This window comes from Streptomyces sp. NPDC031466, from assembly GCF_055581265.1.
Genome location: NZ_JBVIJT010000010.1, coordinates 215,173 through 232,683 on the forward strand (window position 1 = coordinate 215,173; position 17,511 = coordinate 232,683).

Consider the following 17,511-nt stretch of genomic DNA (forward strand, 5'->3'; position numbering starts at 1 on the left):
GGCAGCGCAAAGGGTCAGTGTAGCCAGTTGGCCCACTGATGTCCAGTGCGGGTTCTGGGAGACCCTCGTTGTTCTCAACCCCTGCTGCAAGCCACGCCCTCGATGCACATCGATACTGCCCTCTTCGCCGCCGATCCATGCCTCGGATGCGGATCGTTGTGACGACGCGTCCTGAGAATTGCGCGCTGCGTGCGGTTCGTCAAGGCCCCCCTGCCGAGACGTCGCCCTGGGACACTCACCGTCACGGGCTGTCCCGAGGCACAACGAAGATCACCATACTCGCCGGGACCGACATCGCAAGGCAGGCCTCGCGCACGTCCCGGGAACGCCGAAAGGCGACCACCCACATGGGTGATCGCCCTTGGCGTCCCGCGCGTTACAGCGTTTCCGCCGTACGTGCGGTGAAGAGAGTCAGACGACTCGTGAGGTCACTTGACCTCGACGGAGGCGCCGGCAGCCTTGAGGGACTCGGCAGCCTTCTCCGCGGCGTCCTTGGCGACCTTCTCGAGGACCGGCTTCGGGGTGCCGTCGACGAGGTCCTTGGCCTCCTTCAGGCCCAGCGAGGTCAGCTCACGCACGACCTTGATGACCTGGATCTTCTTCTCGCCGGCGCCCGTGAGGATGACGTCGAACTCGTCCTGCTCGGCCTCGGCCTCGGCCGGGGCGGCAGCGGCGCCACCGGCGGCAACGGCGACCGGGGCGGCGGCGGTGACGTCGAACTTCTCCTCGAAGGCCTTCACGAACTCGGAGAGCTCGATGAGGGTCATCTCTTCGAACTGCGCGAGCAGGTCGTCCTGGGACAGCTTCGCCATGATGGCGTCCTTCCACTAATTCGGCGGGTGCCGGGTGTATATGGAGGCGGGCGTACGTTTGGCCCGCGGTGACCGTCGCCTCAGGCGGCGGTCAGTGTGCGAGCCGAATTACTCGGCACCGCCCTGCTCGGCCTTCTTGGCACGAAGCGCCTCCGCGGTGCGGACGAACTTCGAGGGAAGCGCCTGGAAGAGCGCGGCAGCCTGGGACTGCTTGCCCTTCATGGCGCCCGCCAGCTTGGCGAGCAGAACCTCGCGGGACTCGAGGTCCGCAAGCTTCTTGATCTCGTCGGCGGACAGCGCCTTGCCGTCAAGGACACCGCCCTTGATGACGAGGTTCGGGTTCTCCTTGGCGAAGTCACGAAGACCCTTCGCCGACTCCACCGGGTCACCGGTGACGAAGGCGACCGCCGTCGGACCCGTGAACAGGTCGTCCAGCGTGTTGATCCCGGCCTCGTTGGCCGCGATCTTGGTCAGCGTGTTCTTCACCACGGCGTACTCGGAGTTCGCACCGAGGGAACGGCGCAGCTGCTTGAGCTGGGCCACGGTGAGACCCCGGTACTCGGTCAGCACGGCGGCGTTCGAGCTGCGGAACTTGTCCGTGAGCTCGGCTACCGCGGCAGCCTTGTCGGGCGTCGGCATGAGCGTCGGCCTCCTTCCGGGTGATGAGGACCGCTCAGAAGGGGCTGGGAAAAACGAGACGCCCCGGCGCAGGCGCACGGGGCGTGAGCTCCACCGAACGAGAATCCCGTCCGGGAGCACTTCCACGGTCACCTACGCGGGTCGTCCGCAGTTTCAGCGGATCCTTCGGCCACTGCACACTCGGGAGAGAACACAGCAACGACCAGCGGTCTTTGGCTTCTTCGGAAGCGTACGCGAACGGGTCCTCGTCAAGCAAATCCGGTCAGAAGCCGCTCTCGGCCGCGGTCCCGGCCTCGGCGCCGCCGCCACCGCCGACGCCACTCTTGCCGAGCTCCTTGAACATCTCCATCAGGTCGAACGTCTGCCCGGCCGGCGGCGGCGTGACCTTCGCGGCCGCCCCGTAGTCGGAGTAGGTCTGCGAGGTCTTGACCGTGCCCTCGGGGGTCTTGATGTCGATGTCCATGCGGACCGGGTAGTCGTCCTCGTTGACCCAGACCTCGGTGTCGTAGCCCTTGATGCCCGACTTCTCGACGTTCTTGAAGAGCTGCTCGCGCTCCTTCTCGCCGAGGACCTTCTTGAGTTCCTTGTTGGTCTCCATCATCTCCTTGACGGTGAGCCGGCCCTTGTAGCGCTGGGTCTGCACGCCGTCGACCTTCGCGGGGCCCAGGTGCTTGAGGTTCGGCGAGTCCAGGAGCATCGCGAGCTGCTGCGCGGGGTCCTGGCTCATGCTGTCCAGGCCGCCGGTCATCTGCTGGGCGAGCTTCTCGTCGCCGGCCTGCTCGGCGATGGAGTTGAGGTCCATCTTCATCCAGCGCTTGCCGTCCATGTCCTTGGCCGCGGCGGCGCCCATGTCCATGTACATCACGTTGTCGCGCCAGAGCATCCGGACCTGCTTGGGGGCGTCCGGGTCACCCTCCGTGAGTGCGGAGCCCTTCATCGTCACGTCCATGACGGTCGGGTCCCAGCCCATGACACCGGACATCTTCATCTCGCCGGCGCCGCCCATCGCCTTGGCCGTCTTGCCGGGCGGGGTGGACATCGTCATCTCGACCTTGGCCGACTTGGCGGCGGCGGTCTTCTTGTACGCGGCCGTGATGACGTCGGTCACCTGCGAGCGGGTCTGCGTCTCGCCCGGGCCCGCCTTGTCCGACTTCCCGTCCCCGCCCGAACAGGCCACCGCCCCGGTACAGAGCAGCACGGTGGCGAAGACGCCGCCCACCACGCGCCGTCCCCGGCCTCCACCCATCACACCAGCAGTCATGACCCCACCCCTAGGAACATATGATCGATATCTTTTTCCGGTAGCTGAGAGTACCGGAGAGGCCGGACCCGGGGCCCGTGGGTTATCCGGCGGGCTGCTTGTTCATCAGGTCCTTGAAGCTCACGGTGTCGGAGGCCGGCGGCTTCTCCACGGACAGGGGCGTGCCGTAGTCGCTGTAGTAGGCGGTCTGGGAGAAGGCCCCGGTCTTCATGTCCGCCTTCTCGACCTTCTTCACGAGCAGGTTGTCGCCGTCGACCCAGAGGTCGATCGTCTCGGTGTTCATCCCGGCCTGCCGGAACTGCTGCTTCAGCTCCGTCATCCGCCGCTCGTCCAGGTCGGCGTTCTTGCCGGTGAAGTCGGCGATGTCGACGGTCCCCCGGTAGTGGGTCGTCTCGGTCCCCCTGACCTTCTCCTTGCCGACGCGCCGCACGTCGCCGGAGGCCAGCAGCATCTTCACCGACTGGTTCGGCGTGGTCTTCTGCGCCTGGTCCTTCAGGGCCGTCCCCGCGGCGCCGGACATCTCCTCCAGCGTCTCGTAGTCGTACTCGATCCAGTGCTTGCCCCCGCCCGCCTGGGCCGCGAACTTGTCGCCCATGTTCGCGTAGAAGCCGTTCTTCAGGTAGCGGTAGTCGATCCTGGTCTGCCCGAGCTGCTTCATCTGCGCGGCCTGCGTACCGCCGGTGATGGTCGCCCGGACATCGCCGGTGAGGCCGTCGGACCAGCCCATGACGCCCTTCATGTCGGTCGATATCTGCGAGCCCATGACGGTGCTCACCTCGACCCGAGCGGTGTCCGCCTCGTCCGTGCTGGAGTCGACGCTGCGCAGCGCGGCGATCGGACTGACCTTGATGCCGCCCTTGTCCTTCGTCCCCCCGGCCTTGTCGGCGGAGCTTCCGTCATCGCCCGATCCGCAGGCCGCGAGGCCCGTCAGCGCGGCCGCCACCGCGATCGACAGGCCCGTACGCCGCATGGTCCCACTGTCCATCTCGTCCCACCCCTTGGTCTCATGGAAGGCCCGCGCACCGACGCGGGCCCGTTGACAGACGTATCCGAAACGCTTGTACACAAACAGGACGGGCCCCGCACCTCGAAAGGTTGCGGGGCCCGTCCACAGAACGCGTGCGCGACGCGGCTGCCGTCAGTTTCAGACGGCGGCCGGGTCCTCCTCGACGAGGAGGTTGCGGGTGCGGTTCGAGTCCAGCGGGATGCCGGGGCCCATCGTGGTGGCGATGGCGGCCTTCTTGATGTAGCGACCCTTGGCGGCCGACGGCTTCAGACGGAGGATCTCCTCCAGGGCCGCGGCGTAGTTCTCCACCAGCTTGGTGTCGTCGAAGGACACCTTGCCGATGATGAAGTGCAGGTTCGAGTGCTTGTCGACGCGGAACTCGATCTTGCCGCCCTTGATGTCGTTGACAGCCTTCACGACGTCGGGGGTCACGGTGCCGGTCTTCGGGTTCGGCATCAGACCACGCGGACCGAGCACGCGGCCGAGGCGGCCGACCTTGCCCATGAGGTCCGGGGTGGCGACGACGGCGTCGAAGTCCAGGCGGCCCTTCGCGACCTCGTCGATCAGCTCGTCGGCGCCGACGATGTCGGCTCCAGCGGCTTCCGCGGCCGCAGCACGGTCACCGGTCGCGAAGACCAGGACCCGGGCGGTCTTGCCGGTGCCGTGCGGGAGGTTCACGGTGCCACGGACCATCTGGTCGGCCTTGCGCGGGTCGACGCCCAGACGCATGGCGACCTCGACGGTGCCGTCGAACTTGGTCGCGGAGGTCTCCTTGGCGAGACGGACGGCCTCGAGCGGGGCGTACAGCTTCTCCCGGTCGATCTTGGCGTCCGCAGCGCGGAGAGTCTTGCTGCGCTTCACTTCTGCTCCTGGTGTGTTCAGGTACGGAGTTGTGGTGCGGGCCAGCGCTTGGCCCTACCACGGAGAAAGGTCAGACGGGGGAGGAAGCTCAGCCCTCGACCGTGATGCCCATGGAACGGGCGGTGCCGGCGATGATCTTCGACGCGGCGTCCAGGTCGTTGGCGTTGAGGTCTTCCATCTTGGTCTGCGCGATCTCGCGGATCTGCGCCTCGGTGACCTTGGCGACCTTGGTCTTGTGGGGCTCGCCGGAGCCCTTGTCGACACCAGCGGCCTTGAGGATCATCTTGGCGGCCGGCGGCGTCTTGGTGATGAAGGTGAAGGAACGGTCTTCGTAGACCGTGATCTCCACCGGGATCACCCAGCCACGCTGCGACTCGGTCGCGGCGTTGTAGGCCTTGCAGAACTCCATGATGTTGACGCCGTGCTGGCCCAGCGCGGGGCCGACCGGCGGGGCCGGGTTGGCGGCACCAGCCTGGATCTGGAGCTTGATCAGCCCCGTGACCTTCTTCTTCTTGGGAGGCATAGCTCTCTCCGGGTCCTAGTGAGAGTTTCAGCCAACCATCCGGTCATCCGGATGGAGGCATACCGCACAACGATAACGGGTATAGTCGTGCGGCTAAAAACCGAGCAGGTCAGACCGGCTTTGGCAGCCCGTCTGACCTGTTCGGAGGCATGTGTTCCAGAGGAGACCGGGGCGGCCGCGAGGGCCGCCGGCTAGTTCTTCTGGATCTGGTCGAAGCTGAGCTCGACCGGGGTCTCGCGGCCGAAGATCTCGACGAGGCCCTTGACCTTCTTCGAGTCGGCGTTGATCTCGTTGATCGTCGCCTGCAGCGTCGCGAACGGGCCGTCGGTGACGGTGACCGAGTCGCCCACCTCGAAGTCCAGGACCTGGACCTCGACCTTGCGGGCCGGAGCCGGCTTGCCCTCGGCCTCGGCGGCCTCGCGGGCGGCCTTCTCCTCGGCCTCGGGGGCGAGCATCTTGACGATCTCGTCCAGGGTCAGCGGGTACGGGTCGTAGGCGTTGCCCACGAAGCCGGTGACGCCCGGGGTGTTGCGGACGACGCCCCACGACTCGTTCGTCAGGTCCATGCGCACCAGCACGTAGCCGGGGAGCTTGTTCTGCCGGATGGTCTTGCGCTCGCCGTTCTTGATCTGGGCGACCTCTTCCTGCGGCACCTCGGCCTGGAAGATGAAGTCCTCGACGTTCAGCGAGACGGCGCGCTGCTCCAGGTTGGTCTTCACGCGGTTCTCGTAACCGGCGTAGGTGTGGATGACGTACCACTCGCCGGGCAGGGTGCGGAGCTCCTCGCGCAGGGCGACGATCGGGTCGACCGGCTCGGACTCCTCCTCGACGGGCTCCTCCTCGGCGGCTTCGGCGTCGTCGGACGCCTCGTCCTCGGCGGGCTCCTCGTCGGCGTCGGCCTCGGCGGCGTCGATCTCGGCGGCCTCGTCCTCTTCGGACTCGGCGACGGCCTCGGCGTCACCCTCCAGGTGGACGGCAGCCTCCTCGGCGGGCACGCCCGCGGCGGCGTCGGCGGCCTCGGCCTGATCCGGCTCCTCGGCGTCCGCCGCCTCGACGATGTCGAGCTGGTCCTCCACGGACTCCGCGTCCTCTCCGCGAGGCTCGACGGCGTCGTTCAGGTTCGGGTCAGACACGGTGGCTGCTTCTTCCTGGATACAGAGGGGTGGAACGCGCGAAAGGGGCGCCAGGAACGGCGCCCTTCGCTCTCGGCTCAGCCGAAGATGTACTTGACAGCGTGGCTGAAGCCATAGTCAATCACGGTCACAAGACCGATCATGATGACGACAAAGACGATCACCACGGAGGTGTAGGTCGCGAGCTGACTGCGAGTCGGCCAGACGACCTTGCGGAGCTCCGCGATGATCTGGCGGTAGAAGAGCGCGAGACGGCCGAAGGGGCCCTTCTTGCCGCGCTTGCCGCCCTTGCGGGCCTTCTTGGACTCCGGCGCCTCGTCCTGGGCATCAGGCTTGTCGATGGAGCCCACGGCGTCCGTCACTCGTCCTCACCTGATTCCGGGTCGTGGCCGTGCCGCGCCCGGTTGAGCCGCACGGCGGTGCAATGCAGTACGTACATGCGCACACATCCTGGCGAAGGAGTGTGTAGCAGGGCCGGAGGGACTTGAACCCCCAACCGCTGGTTTTGGAGACCAGTGCTCTACCAATTGAGCTACGACCCTTTGATTTCCCCAACCTACCGCATCCGCCCAAGTGCACGGAGTGCGTCGAGAGGGAGCGGCCGGTGAGGGCCAACGAGCAGTGAGTGTACGTGGTCCACGGCCCTCCGTCGAACAGATAGGGCCGTGACGCTCTTGGAAACCACCGCACCGGGCGCCTGTCAGGTCTGGAACGATGGGGCCATGAGCGCTGCAACTTCTCCGACCGAGCGCCGGGTGTCCGCGCGCATCGGCGCGATCTCCGAGTCCGCGACCCTCGCCGTCGACGCCAAGGCCAAGGCCCTCAAGGCCGCCGGGCGGCCGGTGATCGGCTTCGGCGCGGGTGAGCCCGACTTCCCCACTCCGGACTACATCGTCGAGGCGGCCGTCGAGGCCTGCAAGAACCCGAAGTTCCACCGCTACACCCCGGCCGGCGGCCTCCCCGAGCTCAAGGCGGCCATCGCCACGAAGACGTTGCGCGACTCCGGGTACGAGGTGGACGCCTCGCAGATCCTGGTGACCAACGGCGGCAAGCAGGCCATCTACCAGGCGTTCGCCGCGATCCTCGACCCGGGCGACGAGGTCATCGTCCCCGCCCCCTACTGGACGACGTACCCGGAGTCGATCCGTCTCGCCGGCGGTGTCCCGGTCCCGGTCGTCGCCGACGAGACCACCGGCTACCGCGTCTCCGTCGAGCAGCTGGAGGCCGCCCGCACGGAGCGCACGAAGGTCGTGCTCTTCGTCTCGCCCTCCAACCCCACGGGGGCCGTCTACAGCGAGGCCGACGCCGAGGCGATCGGCCGCTGGGCCGTCGAGCACGGCCTGTGGGTCATGACGGACGAGATCTACGAACACCTCGTCTACGGAGACGCGCGGTTCACCTCGCTCCCCGCGATCCTTCCCGAGCTGCGCGACAAGTGCATCGTGGTCAACGGCGTCGCCAAGACGTACGCGATGACCGGCTGGCGGGTCGGCTGGATCATCGGCCCGCGGGACGTCGTGAAGGCCGCGACGAACCTCCAGTCGCACGCCACGTCGAACGTCTCCAACGTCGCGCAGGCCGCCGCGCTCGCGGCCGTCTCCGGCGACCTGGTCGCCGTGGAGGAGATGCGGGAGGCCTTCGACCGGCGCCGCAAGACCGTCGTGCGGATGCTCAACGACATCCAGGGCGTCGTCTGCCCCGAGCCCGAGGGCGCCTTCTACGCCTACCCCTCGGTGAAGGGCCTGCTCGGCAAGGAGATCCGCGGCAAGCGCCCGCAGGACTCCGTGGAGCTGGCCGCGCTGATCCTGGAGGAGGCCGAGGTCGCGGTGGTCCCGGGTGAGGCCTTCGGGACGCCCGGTTATCTGCGGCTCTCCTACGCGCTCGGTGACGCGGACCTCGTCGAGGGCGTCTCGCGGCTGCAGAAGCTGCTGGCGGAGGCCCGCGACTGACCTCGTCCGGCAGCGCTCCACGCGCGCGTGCGGGCCGTCTCTCTTTTGAAGAGGCGGCCCGTTTCTTCGTTCGGAGGAGGCCACGAAGGGGGGATGGCGCTACCGGCACACCTGGTGCGTACGGCAAGATCCTCCAATGGAGCGCGTACGAGACATACGAGAGCTGCCCAAGGCCCATCTGCACCTGCACTTCACCGGGTCCATGCGGCCCGCCACGCTGCTCGAACTCGCCGACAAGTACGGGGTACGGCTCCCGGACGCGCTGACCGGCGCCGAGCCGCCGAAGCTGCGCGCCACCGACGAGCGCGGGTGGTTCCGCTTCCAGCGGCTCTACGACGCCGCGCGCTCCTGTCTGCGGGAGCCCGAGGACATCCGGCGCCTGGTGCGGGAGGCCGCGGAGGAGGACGTGCGGGACGGCTCGGGCTGGCTGGAGATCCAGGTCGACCCGACCTCGTACGCACCGCGGCTCGGCGGTCTGATCCCCGCCCTGGAGATCATCCTGGACGCGGTCGAGGTCGCCTCGCGGGAGACCGGCCTCGGGATGCGTGTGCTGGTCGCCGCGAACCGCATGAAGCACCCGTTGGACGCCCGCACGCTGGCCCGCCTCGCGGTGCGCTACGCGGACCGGGGCATCGTCGGCTTCGGGCTCTCCAACGACGAGCGGCGCGGCATGGCCAGGGACTTCGACCGCGCCTTCGCGATCGCGCGGGACGGCGGGCTCCTCGCGGCGCCGCACGGCGGCGAGCTGACCGGGCCCGCGTCGGTGCGGGACTGCCTGGACGACCTGCACGCGGCCCGGATCGGGCACGGGGTGCGGGCCGCCGAGGACCCGCGGCTGCTGAAGCGGCTAGCGGACCGCGGGGTGACGTGCGAGGTGTGCCCGGCCTCCAACGTCGCCCTCGGGGTCTACGAGAAACCCGAGGACGTGCCGTTGCGCACGCTCTTCGACGCGGGGGTGCCGATGGCGCTCGGCGCCGACGACCCGCTGCTCTTCGGCTCGCGCCTCGCGGCCCAGTACGAGATCGCGCGCGAGCACCACGCCTTCGACGACACCGAACTGGCCGAGCTGGCGCGGCAGTCGATCCGCGGCTCGGCCGCCCCCGTGGACGTACGGGAAAAGCTGCTGTCCGGGGTGGACGCCTGGCTCAGCGGCTGATGCCGGCGAGGAGCGTGCGGGCGAGGGCGGCCGCGAACTCCTCGACGGGCTGCGGTTTGTCGGCCACGGCGTCGTAGGCGAAGGCCCGCTGCGCGCAGGCGCCCAGGAGCAGCGAGGCGGCCGCGAAGGTGTCGGCGTCCGCGGCGATGCGCCCGGCGGCGCGTTCGGCGCGGAGGTAGGCGTCCAGGGCCTCGATGGGCATGTGGGGGCCGGTGCCCATCTCCCGGAGCGCGTCCTCGTGGCGCCGCTTGAGCTTGGGCTCGGCGTACAGGGATGCGGCGATCGGGAAACTCTCGGCGTAGAAGCCGCTGGCGAGCCGGGCGATCTCGGTGAGGTTCTCCTCCACGCCCCGCTCCCCCGGGTCCTCGGCGAGGCGGTGCAGCAGCGGGCCGAGCTTGGGCAGCCTCTCCTGGAGGACGCTCACGAACAGCTCCTCCTTGCCGGCGAAATGCTTGTAGAGCGCCGCTTCGGAGCAGCCGGCCGACTTGGCGATCTCCTTGGTGGTGGCGCGGGCGAGGCCGATGGTGAGCATGAGTTCGTGCGCCGCGTCGAGGATGCGGGCCCGGGTGGGCTTCTGCTGCATGTGCCGTCCAAAGAGGCTTGACGTGAGGTGAGCGTGTACTCACTCTAGAGGTGAGTGAATACTTACCCACCTGGAGGGCGCGTGGTGAACACTTTGAGGCTGACGGTCTTCGGGGCGACCGGGGGCATCGGTAGCGAGATCGTCCGGCAGGCCCTCGCGGCGGGCCACGAGGTCACGGCCGTGGTGCGTGACCCCGCGCGGCTGAGCGCCTCGGGAGAAGGCCTGGAGGTGTTCCGGGCCGATCTGGGGGACGTCGCGTCACTGCGGGCTGCGGTGGCCGGCCGGGACGCGGTCCTTTCCGGGCTCGGGGCGCGCAAGCGGGCGGACGCGGGGATCGCGGCCCGCCTCACGCGGTCCGTGGTGGGCGCGATGGAGGCCGAGGGGACGCGCAGGCTCCTGGTGGTGAGCGCGGCCCCGGTCGGTCCCCCGGCCGAGCGGCAGCCGTTGCCCGACCGGGCCCTGGGCGCGGTGGTCAGCGCGGTCCTGAAGGAGGTGTACGACGATCTGCGGGCCATGGAGGCCGACTTGGCGCGCAGCGCCACGGACTGGACGTCCGTACGCCCGCCGAAGCTGCGGGACAAGCCGGTGACGGGCGTCTACCGCAGGGTCGTGGGCGGTACTCCGCGCAGCGGGCGGTCCATCGGGCGCGCCGATGTGGCACACGCGATGCTGGCGATGGTCGGCGATCCCTCGACGGTGAGGCAGGGGGTGGGGGTGGCGTACTAGCCACCCTCGTGGCGGGCCACCCCGGTGGCGGGTTCGCGTCCGGCTCGGTTCGGCGGGCCTGGGGCCTGGCCTGGTGGGCGGCCTCGGGCCCGATCGCCGGCTACAGGCTGACGCCCACCATCACCGGTTCGTTGACCAGCGTGACCCCGAAGGCGTCCCGCACGCCGGCGACCACCTCGCGGGCGAGGGCCAGGAGGTCCTCGGTGCTGGCTGAGCCGCGGTTGGTGAGGGCCAGGGTGTGCTTGGTGGAGATGCGGGCCGGGCCCTCTCCGTAGCCCTTCGTGAAGCCCGCCTTGTCGATGAGCCATGCCGCGGACGTTTTCACGCGGCCGTCCCCGGCCGGGAAGGCGGGCGGGGCGATGTCCGGGCCGAGCCGGTCCGCCACGCGCGCGTGGAAGGCCGCGAACTCCGCCTCGCCGAGGATCGGGTTGGTGAAGAAGGACCCGGCCGACCAGCTGTCGTGGTCCTCGGGGTCGAGCACCATCCCCTTCCCCGCGCGCAGCTTCAGGACGGTCTCCCGGGCGACGGCGGCCGGTACCCGGTCGCCCGCCTCGACGCCGAGCGTGCGCGCCGTCTCCGGGTACTTGATGGGGGCGCTCATCCCTTGGGCGTCCTCCAGCTCGAAGCGGACCCGCAGGACCACGAAGCGCTCCGGTTCGGCCTTGAAGCGGCTGTGGCGGTAGGAGAACGCGCACTCGGCGTTCACGATCACCACCGTCTCGCGCGTCTTCCGGTCGTACGCGATCACTTCGGTGATCGTCGACGAGACCTCCTGGCCGTACGCCCCCACGTTCTGGATCGGCGTCGCGCCCGCGGAGCCCGGGATCCCGGCGAGGCACTCGATGCCCGCGAGGCCCGCCTCGACGGTGCGGGCGACCGCGTCCGTCCAGACCTCGCCGGCCGCCAGCTCCAGCTTCGTGCCGTCGAGTGCGAAGCCCCGGGTGGCGATGCGCAGGGCGGTGCCGTCGAACCCCTTGTCGCCGATGACCAGGTTCGAACCGCCGCCGATGAGCAGCAGTGGGGTCCCGGAGTCGTCGGCCTCACGGACGGCGACGATCACCTCGGCGTCGGTCGTCGCGGTGATCAGGCGGGTCGCGGGGCCACCGAGACGGAAGGTGGTCAGCGGGGCGAGGGGGGCGTCGTGGAGTTCCTGCACGTGCTCAAGAGTACGAGAACGGCCCCGCCGGTCCTGGCGGGGCCGTTTCCACGGGCGCGGAGCCCGATCCGGTGGCCGTCAGGCCAGTCGCACGACCGCTCGCGACATGCCGAGGACCTTCTGGCCCCCGCTCTTGGCGAGGAGGTCGACGCGGACGCGGTTGCCGTCCAGCTTGGCGGCGACCTTGGCGCTGACCTCGATGGTGGCGCCCTTGTCGTCGTTGGGGACGACGACGGGCCTGGTGAAGCGCACGCCGTACTCGACGACCGCCGCCGGGTCGGCCACCCAGTCGGTCACCACTCGGATCGCCTCGGCCATGGTGAACATGCCGTGCGCGATGACGTCGGGGAGGCCGACCTCCACCGCGAACTTCTCGTTCCAGTGAATGGGGTTGAAGTCCCCGGAGGCGCCCGCGTACTGGACGAGTGTGGCGCGTGTCACCGGAAACGTCTGGGCCGGCAGTTCGGTGCCGACCTCGACGTCGTCGTAGGAAATCTTCGCCGTCATCGTGTCAGGCCCCCTCTGTCGCGGTCTCCGCCGCGCGCGCGACGAGCTTGGTCCAGGCGGTCACGACGTGCTCGCCGGCCTCGTCGTGGACCTCGCCGCGGACGTCCAGGACGTCGTTGCCCGCGAGCGACTTGATGTCGTCGATGGTCGAGGTGACCGTGAGGCGGTCACCCGCGCGCACCGGACGCGTGTAGGCGAACTTCTGGTCGCCGTGCACGACGCGGCTGTAGTCCAGCCCCAGCTGCGGGTCCTGAATCACCTGGCCCGCGGCCTTGAAAGTGATCGCGAACACAAAAGTCGGCGGAGCGATCACGTCGGGGTGACCGAGGGCCTTGGCGGCTTCCGCGTCGGTGTACGCGGGATTGGTGTCCCCTACCGCCTCGGCGAACTCGCGGATCTTCTCCCGGCCGACCTCATAAGGATCAGTGGGCGGATAGGACCGCCCCACGAAGGACTGGTCGAGCGCCATGGACTCGGTACCTCCTGTGGTTGGTTTTCGTAAAAACGACACGAGGCCGCCCCCAGCAATCGGGGACGGCCTCGTGTACGAGCCTGAGTATCAGCGCGTTTCGCGGTGCGCAGTGTGCGCGTTGCAGCGCGGACAGTGCTTCTTCATCTCAAGACGGTCCGGGTCGTTACGCCGGTTCTTCTTGGTGATGTAGTTCCGCTCCTTGCACTCCACGCAGGCCAGCGTGATCTTCGGGCGGACGTCGGTGGCAGCCACGTGAGTGCTCCTTGGACGGACGATGGACGGATGAACGCATAAAAGAGTAGCCGATCGAAGGACCGACCCCACAATCGGCTACCAGGAGTAGCGGTGACCGGACTTGAACCGGTGACACAGCGATTATGAGCCGCTTGCTCTACCGACTGAGCTACACCGCTGCGATGCCGGATCCCCCCGCCCGAAGGCGAGGATCACTCGACATCAGAGCCCCAATGCGGAATCGAACCGCAGACCTTCTCCTTACCATGGAGACGCTCTACCGACTGAGCTATTGGGGCGAGCGATGAAGACATTACACGGTTGGTCGCCGATCGCCCAAATCCGTTTCGCCAGGGCCGTGCGGGGGGATCTGGACGACCGCCTCAGGCGTCCGCGGAGGCCCCATCCGAACCGTCGGCAACCGGTGGCACCGCTCCGGTACGACTAACCCGTGGCACCACACCGGTACGACTATTGCGCTCCTCCTCGAAGGGCGCCTGTCGCCGTCCTAGGCTCGGCACACGCTGCGTGATCTTGACGCCCCTCCTCGACGACAGCAGCCGCCCCCGAACCCCAGGAACGCGATGCCCGACAGCCAGCCGCAGCAGCCCCACTCCTCCGGCTCCTCCGGTCCCGATCCGGCGGCCGAGTCCGGGTCGCTGCTGCTCTGCGGAGCCCGGCTCACCGACGGCAGGACGGTGGACGTCCGGCTCGGCGGCGGGCGCATCGAGGCGGTCGGGACGGCCGGCAGCCTGGCCGCGCACGGGTCGCGCGTGGACCTCGGCGGCTATCTGCTGCTGCCGGCGGCCGCGGAGCCGCACACGCACGGTGACACGGCCCTGACGGCAGACGTGGCGGGCCCTGTCTCGTACGAGGTGCCCGACGTACAGCGCAGGGCCACCGAGGCGGCTTTGCTCCAGCTCGGGCACGGCGCCACCGCGCTGCGGGCGCACGTGCGGATCGGTGACGTCCAGGGGCTCGGCCCGATGGAGGCGGTGCTCCAGGCGCGGCGTTCGCTGCGCGGCCTGGTCGACCTGGCGGCGGTCGCGGTACCGCGGCTGCTGACCGGCGTCGCGGGCGCCGACGGGCTCGCGATGCTGCGGGACGCGGTGAAAATGGGCGCCTCCGTAGTGGGCGGGTGCCCTGATCTCGACCCCGACCCGACGGGGTACACGGAGGCGGTCCTGGAACTCGCCGCCGAGCACGGCTGCCCCGTCGACCTGCATACGGACGGTGACGATCCGGCGCGCCTCGGGCGGCTCGCGGCGATGGCCGCCGGGCTGCGGGCCGGGGTGACGGTGGGCCCGTGCGGCGGCCTCGGACGCCTGCCGGGGGAGGTGGCCTCGCGCGCCGCCGAGCAGTTGGCGGCGTCCGGGGTGACGGTGGTCTGCCTTCCGCAGGGCGGGTGCGGGAGCGCGGAGCGGCGCGGGGTGGCGCCGGTGCGGCTGCTGCGGTCGGCCGGGGTGCGGGTGGCGGCGGGCAGCGGCGCCCTGCGGGACGTCTCGAACCCTGTGGGGCGTGGGGATCCGCTGGAGGCCGCGTACCTGCTGGCCTCGCGGTGCGGGCTGCGGCCCGAGGACGCCTACGACACGGTGAGCGGGGCGGCGCGGGCGGCCATGGGGCTGCCCGAGGTGCGGGTGGAGGCCGGTTTCCCGGCCGAGTTGCTCGCGGTGCGCGGCGACCGGCTCGCGGGGGCACTGTCGCTCGCGTACAGCCGGATCGTGGTGCACCGGGGGCGCGTGGTGGCGCGGACCAGCGCGGTGCGCGAGTACTGCGACTCGGCGGCCGCGGTGGCCCTGGATCTGCCCCGGCAGGGTCGGGCCAAGGGGAACGACCCGGGGTGGCCGAGGGGCGGCGAGACGTCCTCGTAGCATGAGTTGAGACGCCGTCATGGAGCGTGCTGGGGTGCCGCCTTCAAGGGTGTTGCTCGGCACGGCCCTGAAGGGGCTGCGGCGCCGCCAGGAAGGGGATGGGGCACCGTCAGGAAGGGTGTTGGGCGCCATCGCGATCGGGTGCCGAGGGCGCTGAGGGTGCTCCCTGGGCAGCCCGTGGCGCCGTTGCCGAGCGGGGCGCATCCCGGGCAGCAGCCGGGGCGCCACGCGCGCGTGGGGCACGAGATGGCCGTCCGCGCCGCTGCCGCGCGCGTCGGCGGCTGTCAACGCCCGCATAAGCGTGATCCCCGGGAGCCGCGTGCTCCGCGTGCGGCGGACGGGTCCGCACTGTCGTACGGTCGAAGACATGCGCATTGTCATCGCTGGAGGTCATGGTCAGATCGCGTTGCGGCTGGAGCGTTTGCTCGCCGCGCGCGGTGACGAGGTCGCAGGGCTGATCCGCAACGCCGGACAGGAAGCCGATCTGCGAGAGGCCGGCGCCGAACCGGTGCTGTGCGACCTGGAGTCGGCGTCGGTCGACCAGGTCGCCGAGCATCTGCGCGGCGCCGACGCCGTCGTGTTCGCGGCGGGCGCGGGACCGGGCAGCGACGCCGCCCGCAAGAACACCGTCGACCGGGGGGCCGCCGTGCTCTTCGCGGACGCGGCGGAGCGGGCCGGGGTGCGGCGCTACGTCGTGGTGTCGTCGATGGGCGCGGACCCCTCGCACGAGGGCGACGAGGTCTTCGACGCGTACCTGCGGGCCAAGGGCGAGGCGGACGCGGAGGTACGCGCGCGTGCCGCCCTGGACTGGACGATCCTGCGCCCCGGGATGCTGACGGACGACGCCGGCACCGGGCTGGTACGCCTGGAGGCGTCGACGGGTCGCGGGCCGGTGCCGCGTGACGACGTCGCCGCGGTGCTCGCGGAACTCGTGGAGACCCCGGCGACGGCCGGGCTGACGCTGGAGCTGATCAGCGGTTCCGTGCCGGTGTCGGTGGCGGTCAAGTCGGTCGCCGGGAACTGAGCTTCCCCGCCGGCTTCTGAGGAACGGGGCAGGCCCGCGCCTACGAGCGGGGGCGGCCCGGTCAGAAGAGCGGGAGCTGCCCCGGCAGGTCCGGGACCGCGTAGCCGTCCAGGGCGGGCTGTGCGGCGCCCAGCGGGGCCTGCCGGCGGGATCCCGGGCAGGAGACCAGCTCGCCGCTGGTGCGCGCGCCGGGCGGGTCGTGGCGGGCGAACCGTCCGCCGACGACGGCGATCTCGCGGCGGCACTCCGGGCAGTTTCTACGGCGGGACGACATCCCCCCATTTTGCGCCCCGCCCCGCGCGCGGAGTGCATGAAAACTCCTCGTGCAGGCGAGGACCGCACGCACGAAAAGACCCTCCCCGTCCTGCGTTTCCGCAAGTCGGGGAGGGTCTCCTTCGTGTGGCGGCGCCAGGATTCGAACCTGGGAAGGCTGAGCCGGCAGATTTACAGTCTGCTCCCTTTGGCCGCTCGGGCACACCGCCTGGGTTGCTGCCTCGCCCCGCTTTCGCGGCGCTCCGTGGCAACGACGTAAACGATACCTGATGCACAGGGGTGCTTCGCCACCCGATTGATCGCCACCCGGCGTGGCGGCGGTGGCTAGGCTTTGCGGATGCGGCCAGCGTCAGGCGGCCGTGTATCCGCTGAGTACGCACACCCCGATACAAGGAGCCACAGGACATGGCCGACTCCAGTTTCGACATCGTCTCGAAGGTCGAGCGGCAAGAGGTCGACAACGCCCTCAACCAGGCCGCCAAGGAGATCTCGCAGCGCTACGACTTCAAGGGCACCGGTGCCTCGATCTCGTGGTCCGGCGAGAAGATCCTGATGGAGGCGAGCGGCGAGGAGCGGGTCAAGGCGATCCTCGATGTCTTCCAGTCCAAGCTGGTCAAGCGCGGCATCTCGCTGAAGTCGCTGGACGCGGGCGAGCCGCAGCTGTCCGGCAAGGAGTACAAGATCTTCGCCTCGATCGAGGAGGGCATCTCCCAGGAGAACGCGAAGAAGGTCGCCAAGATCATCCGTGATGAGGGTCCGAAGGGCGTCAAGGCGCAGGTCCAGGGCGACGAGCTGCGGGTCAGCTCGAAGAGCCGCGACGACCTCCAGGCCGTGCAGGCACTTTTGAAGGGCCAGGACTTCGACTTCGCGCTGCAGTTCGTGAACTACCGGTAGCCAACCGGCCCGACCTGCGCGGACGTTGCCAGGCAGAGTCCACAGGACGCGATGGGGGCGCACCGCCGAGGACAGCTCGGCGATGCGCCCCCATCGCGTCTCTTGGCGCCCGGCCAGTGCCCCGACCTGGCTTCCTCGCGCCCCGAGTGGGAGCAGCGGCCACTCAGCGCCGCGAGTGGCCGAAGAGGATGCGGTAGGCGACGAGCAGCACGAGCGAGCCGCCGATGGCCGCCGCCCAGGTGGCGCCGTCGTAGAAGTGGTTGTCGATCGGCCGGTCGAGATAGCGGGCGGATATCCAGCCGCCGGTGAAGGCGCCCGCGATGCCGATGACGGTCGTGCCGATGAAGCCGCCCGGGTCACGGCCGGGCAGCAGCAGTTTGGCGGCGGCCCCGGCGAGCAGCCCCAGAACGATCCAGCTGATGACGCCCATG

The 17,511-nt window shown here is 69.6% G+C and carries 21 protein-coding genes and 4 tRNA genes; 6 read left to right on the plus strand and 19 right to left on the minus strand.

Annotated elements, in window-relative coordinates; all coding sequences use genetic code 11:
* Positions 1-428: 428 nt before the first annotated feature.
* The 9 genes from rplL to ACZ5GP_RS25590 all read right to left on the minus strand — a co-directional run bounded on the left by rplL (position 429) and on the right by ACZ5GP_RS25590 (position 6,777).
* Entirely contained in the window at positions 429-812 is a 384-nt protein-coding gene (gene rplL, locus ACZ5GP_RS25550) for a 50S ribosomal protein L7/L12 (RefSeq protein WP_005313624.1), read from the minus strand.
* A gap of 108 nt (positions 813-920) precedes the next feature.
* Positions 921-1,451, minus strand: coding sequence for a 50S ribosomal protein L10 (gene rplJ / locus ACZ5GP_RS25555; protein ID WP_030782600.1), 531 nt, complete (start codon positions 1,449-1,451; stop codon positions 921-923).
* 262 nt (positions 1,452-1,713) lie between these two features.
* Positions 1,714-2,712 carry an SCO4651 family lipoprotein gene (locus ACZ5GP_RS25560; RefSeq protein WP_468753022.1) on the minus strand — a complete coding sequence of 333 codons (999 nt, stop codon included), beginning with the start codon at positions 2,710-2,712 and terminating at the stop codon, positions 1,714-1,716.
* 82 nt (positions 2,713-2,794) lie between these two features.
* On the minus strand, positions 2,795-3,697 hold the full coding sequence (locus tag ACZ5GP_RS25565) for an SCO4651 family lipoprotein (protein ID WP_468753023.1): 903 nt from the start codon (positions 3,695-3,697) through the stop codon (positions 2,795-2,797).
* A gap of 159 nt (positions 3,698-3,856) precedes the next feature.
* Entirely contained in the window at positions 3,857-4,579 is a 723-nt protein-coding gene (gene rplA / locus ACZ5GP_RS25570; RefSeq protein ID WP_468753024.1) for a 50S ribosomal protein L1, read from the minus strand.
* An 88-nt stretch (positions 4,580-4,667) separates the two neighbouring features.
* Positions 4,668-5,102 (minus strand): 50S ribosomal protein L11, encoded by a 435-nt coding sequence (rplK, locus tag ACZ5GP_RS25575; RefSeq protein ID WP_358577367.1) that lies wholly within the window; start codon positions 5,100-5,102, stop codon positions 4,668-4,670.
* A gap of 191 nt (positions 5,103-5,293) precedes the next feature.
* Entirely contained in the window at positions 5,294-6,235 is a 942-nt protein-coding gene (gene nusG / locus ACZ5GP_RS25580) for a transcription termination/antitermination protein NusG (protein ID WP_468753025.1), read from the minus strand.
* Positions 6,236-6,312: 77 nt separating this feature from the next.
* Entirely contained in the window at positions 6,313-6,597 is a 285-nt protein-coding gene (gene secE / locus ACZ5GP_RS25585; RefSeq protein WP_358577363.1) for a preprotein translocase subunit SecE, read from the minus strand.
* 107 nt (positions 6,598-6,704) lie between these two features.
* Positions 6,705-6,777 (minus strand) — tRNA-Trp (locus ACZ5GP_RS25590).
* Between the two features lie 180 nt (positions 6,778-6,957).
* On the opposite strand from ACZ5GP_RS25590, the gene ACZ5GP_RS25595 reads away from it, so the two are divergent.
* Together ACZ5GP_RS25595 and ACZ5GP_RS25600 are read left to right on the plus strand one after the other, a co-directional pair.
* A complete protein-coding gene (locus tag ACZ5GP_RS25595) occupies positions 6,958-8,184 on the plus strand; it encodes a pyridoxal phosphate-dependent aminotransferase (protein ID WP_358577361.1) in 1,227 nt (408 codons plus the stop codon).
* A gap of 136 nt (positions 8,185-8,320) precedes the next feature.
* Positions 8,321-9,340, plus strand: coding sequence for an adenosine deaminase (locus ACZ5GP_RS25600; protein ID WP_468753026.1), 1,020 nt, complete (start codon positions 8,321-8,323; stop codon positions 9,338-9,340).
* Here ACZ5GP_RS25600 and ACZ5GP_RS25605 read toward each other — a convergent pair.
* The gene (locus ACZ5GP_RS25605) at positions 9,330-9,923 is read right to left on the minus strand and encodes a TetR/AcrR family transcriptional regulator (RefSeq protein ID WP_468753027.1); all 594 of its coding nucleotides are present in this window, start codon (positions 9,921-9,923) and stop codon (positions 9,330-9,332) included. The genes ACZ5GP_RS25600 and ACZ5GP_RS25605 overlap by 11 nt on opposite strands.
* A gap of 93 nt (positions 9,924-10,016) precedes the next feature.
* On the opposite strand from ACZ5GP_RS25605, the gene ACZ5GP_RS25610 reads away from it, so the two are divergent.
* The gene (locus ACZ5GP_RS25610; protein ID WP_468753168.1) at positions 10,017-10,649 is read left to right on the plus strand and encodes an NAD(P)-dependent oxidoreductase; all 633 of its coding nucleotides are present in this window, start codon (positions 10,017-10,019) and stop codon (positions 10,647-10,649) included.
* Positions 10,650-10,749: 100 nt separating this feature from the next.
* Here ACZ5GP_RS25610 and ACZ5GP_RS25615 read toward each other — a convergent pair whose 3' ends face one another.
* The 6 genes from ACZ5GP_RS25615 to ACZ5GP_RS25640 form a co-directional block, all read right to left on the minus strand.
* Complete coding sequence (locus ACZ5GP_RS25615) at positions 10,750-11,805, minus strand: UDP-N-acetylmuramate dehydrogenase (RefSeq protein WP_468753028.1); 1,056 nt, start codon at positions 11,803-11,805, stop codon at positions 10,750-10,752.
* Positions 11,806-11,883: 78 nt separating this feature from the next.
* A complete protein-coding gene (locus ACZ5GP_RS25620; protein ID WP_468753029.1) occupies positions 11,884-12,312 on the minus strand; it encodes a MaoC family dehydratase in 429 nt (142 codons plus the stop codon).
* Positions 12,313-12,316: 4 nt separating this feature from the next.
* Entirely contained in the window at positions 12,317-12,781 is a 465-nt protein-coding gene (locus ACZ5GP_RS25625) for a MaoC family dehydratase N-terminal domain-containing protein (RefSeq protein WP_358577350.1), read from the minus strand.
* Between the two features lie 90 nt (positions 12,782-12,871).
* Complete coding sequence (gene rpmG / locus ACZ5GP_RS25630) at positions 12,872-13,036, minus strand: 50S ribosomal protein L33 (RefSeq protein WP_004571794.1); 165 nt, start codon at positions 13,034-13,036, stop codon at positions 12,872-12,874.
* A gap of 88 nt (positions 13,037-13,124) precedes the next feature.
* A tRNA-Met gene (locus ACZ5GP_RS25635) sits at positions 13,125-13,197 on the minus strand.
* Between the two features lie 47 nt (positions 13,198-13,244).
* A tRNA-Thr gene (locus ACZ5GP_RS25640) sits at positions 13,245-13,317 on the minus strand.
* A 285-nt stretch (positions 13,318-13,602) separates the two neighbouring features.
* Here ACZ5GP_RS25640 and ACZ5GP_RS25645 point away from each other — a divergent pair.
* Together ACZ5GP_RS25645 and ACZ5GP_RS25650 are read left to right on the plus strand one after the other, a co-directional pair.
* Complete coding sequence (locus ACZ5GP_RS25645; RefSeq protein WP_468753030.1) at positions 13,603-14,889, plus strand: amidohydrolase family protein; 1,287 nt, start codon at positions 13,603-13,605, stop codon at positions 14,887-14,889.
* 367 nt (positions 14,890-15,256) lie between these two features.
* The gene (locus ACZ5GP_RS25650) at positions 15,257-15,913 is read left to right on the plus strand and encodes an SDR family oxidoreductase (RefSeq protein ID WP_468753031.1); all 657 of its coding nucleotides are present in this window, start codon (positions 15,257-15,259) and stop codon (positions 15,911-15,913) included.
* Positions 15,914-15,974: 61 nt separating this feature from the next.
* Here ACZ5GP_RS25650 and ACZ5GP_RS25655 read toward each other — a convergent pair whose 3' ends face one another.
* Positions 15,975-16,187: a hypothetical protein gene (locus ACZ5GP_RS25655; protein WP_468753032.1), complete on the minus strand. Its 213-nt coding sequence runs from the start codon at positions 16,185-16,187 to the stop codon at positions 15,975-15,977.
* 126 nt (positions 16,188-16,313) lie between these two features.
* Positions 16,314-16,395 (minus strand) — tRNA-Tyr (locus tag ACZ5GP_RS25660).
* A 196-nt stretch (positions 16,396-16,591) separates the two neighbouring features.
* Here ACZ5GP_RS25660 and ACZ5GP_RS25665 point away from each other — a divergent pair.
* Positions 16,592-17,080: a YajQ family cyclic di-GMP-binding protein gene (locus ACZ5GP_RS25665; protein ID WP_358577341.1), complete on the plus strand. Its 489-nt coding sequence runs from the start codon at positions 16,592-16,594 to the stop codon at positions 17,078-17,080.
* Positions 17,081-17,243: 163 nt separating this feature from the next.
* Here ACZ5GP_RS25665 and ACZ5GP_RS25670 read toward each other — a convergent pair whose 3' ends face one another.
* Positions 17,244-17,510 (minus strand): GlsB/YeaQ/YmgE family stress response membrane protein, encoded by a 267-nt coding sequence (locus tag ACZ5GP_RS25670; protein WP_361082853.1) that lies wholly within the window; start codon positions 17,508-17,510, stop codon positions 17,244-17,246.
* Position 17,511 lies beyond the last annotated feature (1 nt).

What these genes read in the sequence shown, in the direction of transcription:
- ACZ5GP_RS25625 (WP_358577350.1), bottom strand. Translation starts at nt 12,781, where the DNA reads ATGGCGCTCGACCAGTCCTTCGTGGGGCGGTCCTATCCGCCCACTGAT.
- ACZ5GP_RS25565 (WP_468753023.1), bottom strand. Translation starts at nt 3,697, where the DNA reads ATGGACAGTGGGACCATGCGGCGTACGGGCCTGTCGATCGCGGTGGCG.
- ACZ5GP_RS25650 (WP_468753031.1), top strand. Translation starts at nt 15,257, where the DNA reads ATGCGCATTGTCATCGCTGGAGGTCATGGTCAGATCGCGTTGCGGCTG.
- ACZ5GP_RS25655 (WP_468753032.1), bottom strand. Translation starts at nt 16,187, where the DNA reads ATGTCGTCCCGCCGTAGAAACTGCCCGGAGTGCCGCCGCGAGATCGCC.
- ACZ5GP_RS25670 (WP_361082853.1), bottom strand. Translation starts at nt 17,510, where the DNA reads ATGGGCGTCATCAGCTGGATCGTTCTGGGGCTGCTCGCCGGGGCCGCC.
- ACZ5GP_RS25600 (WP_468753026.1), top strand. Translation starts at nt 8,321, where the DNA reads ATGGAGCGCGTACGAGACATACGAGAGCTGCCCAAGGCCCATCTGCAC.
- ACZ5GP_RS25645 (WP_468753030.1), top strand. Translation starts at nt 13,603, where the DNA reads ATGCCCGACAGCCAGCCGCAGCAGCCCCACTCCTCCGGCTCCTCCGGT.
- ACZ5GP_RS25595 (WP_358577361.1), top strand. Translation starts at nt 6,958, where the DNA reads ATGAGCGCTGCAACTTCTCCGACCGAGCGCCGGGTGTCCGCGCGCATC.
- ACZ5GP_RS25620 (WP_468753029.1), bottom strand. Translation starts at nt 12,312, where the DNA reads ATGACGGCGAAGATTTCCTACGACGACGTCGAGGTCGGCACCGAACTG.
- ACZ5GP_RS25560 (WP_468753022.1), bottom strand. Translation starts at nt 2,712, where the DNA reads ATGACTGCTGGTGTGATGGGTGGAGGCCGGGGACGGCGCGTGGTGGGC.
- ACZ5GP_RS25605 (WP_468753027.1), bottom strand. Translation starts at nt 9,923, where the DNA reads ATGCAGCAGAAGCCCACCCGGGCCCGCATCCTCGACGCGGCGCACGAA.
- rplJ (WP_030782600.1), bottom strand. Translation starts at nt 1,451, where the DNA reads ATGCCGACGCCCGACAAGGCTGCCGCGGTAGCCGAGCTCACGGACAAG.
- rplL (WP_005313624.1), bottom strand. Translation starts at nt 812, where the DNA reads ATGGCGAAGCTGTCCCAGGACGACCTGCTCGCGCAGTTCGAAGAGATG.
- rplK (WP_358577367.1), bottom strand. Translation starts at nt 5,102, where the DNA reads ATGCCTCCCAAGAAGAAGAAGGTCACGGGGCTGATCAAGCTCCAGATC.
- ACZ5GP_RS25665 (WP_358577341.1), top strand. Translation starts at nt 16,592, where the DNA reads ATGGCCGACTCCAGTTTCGACATCGTCTCGAAGGTCGAGCGGCAAGAG.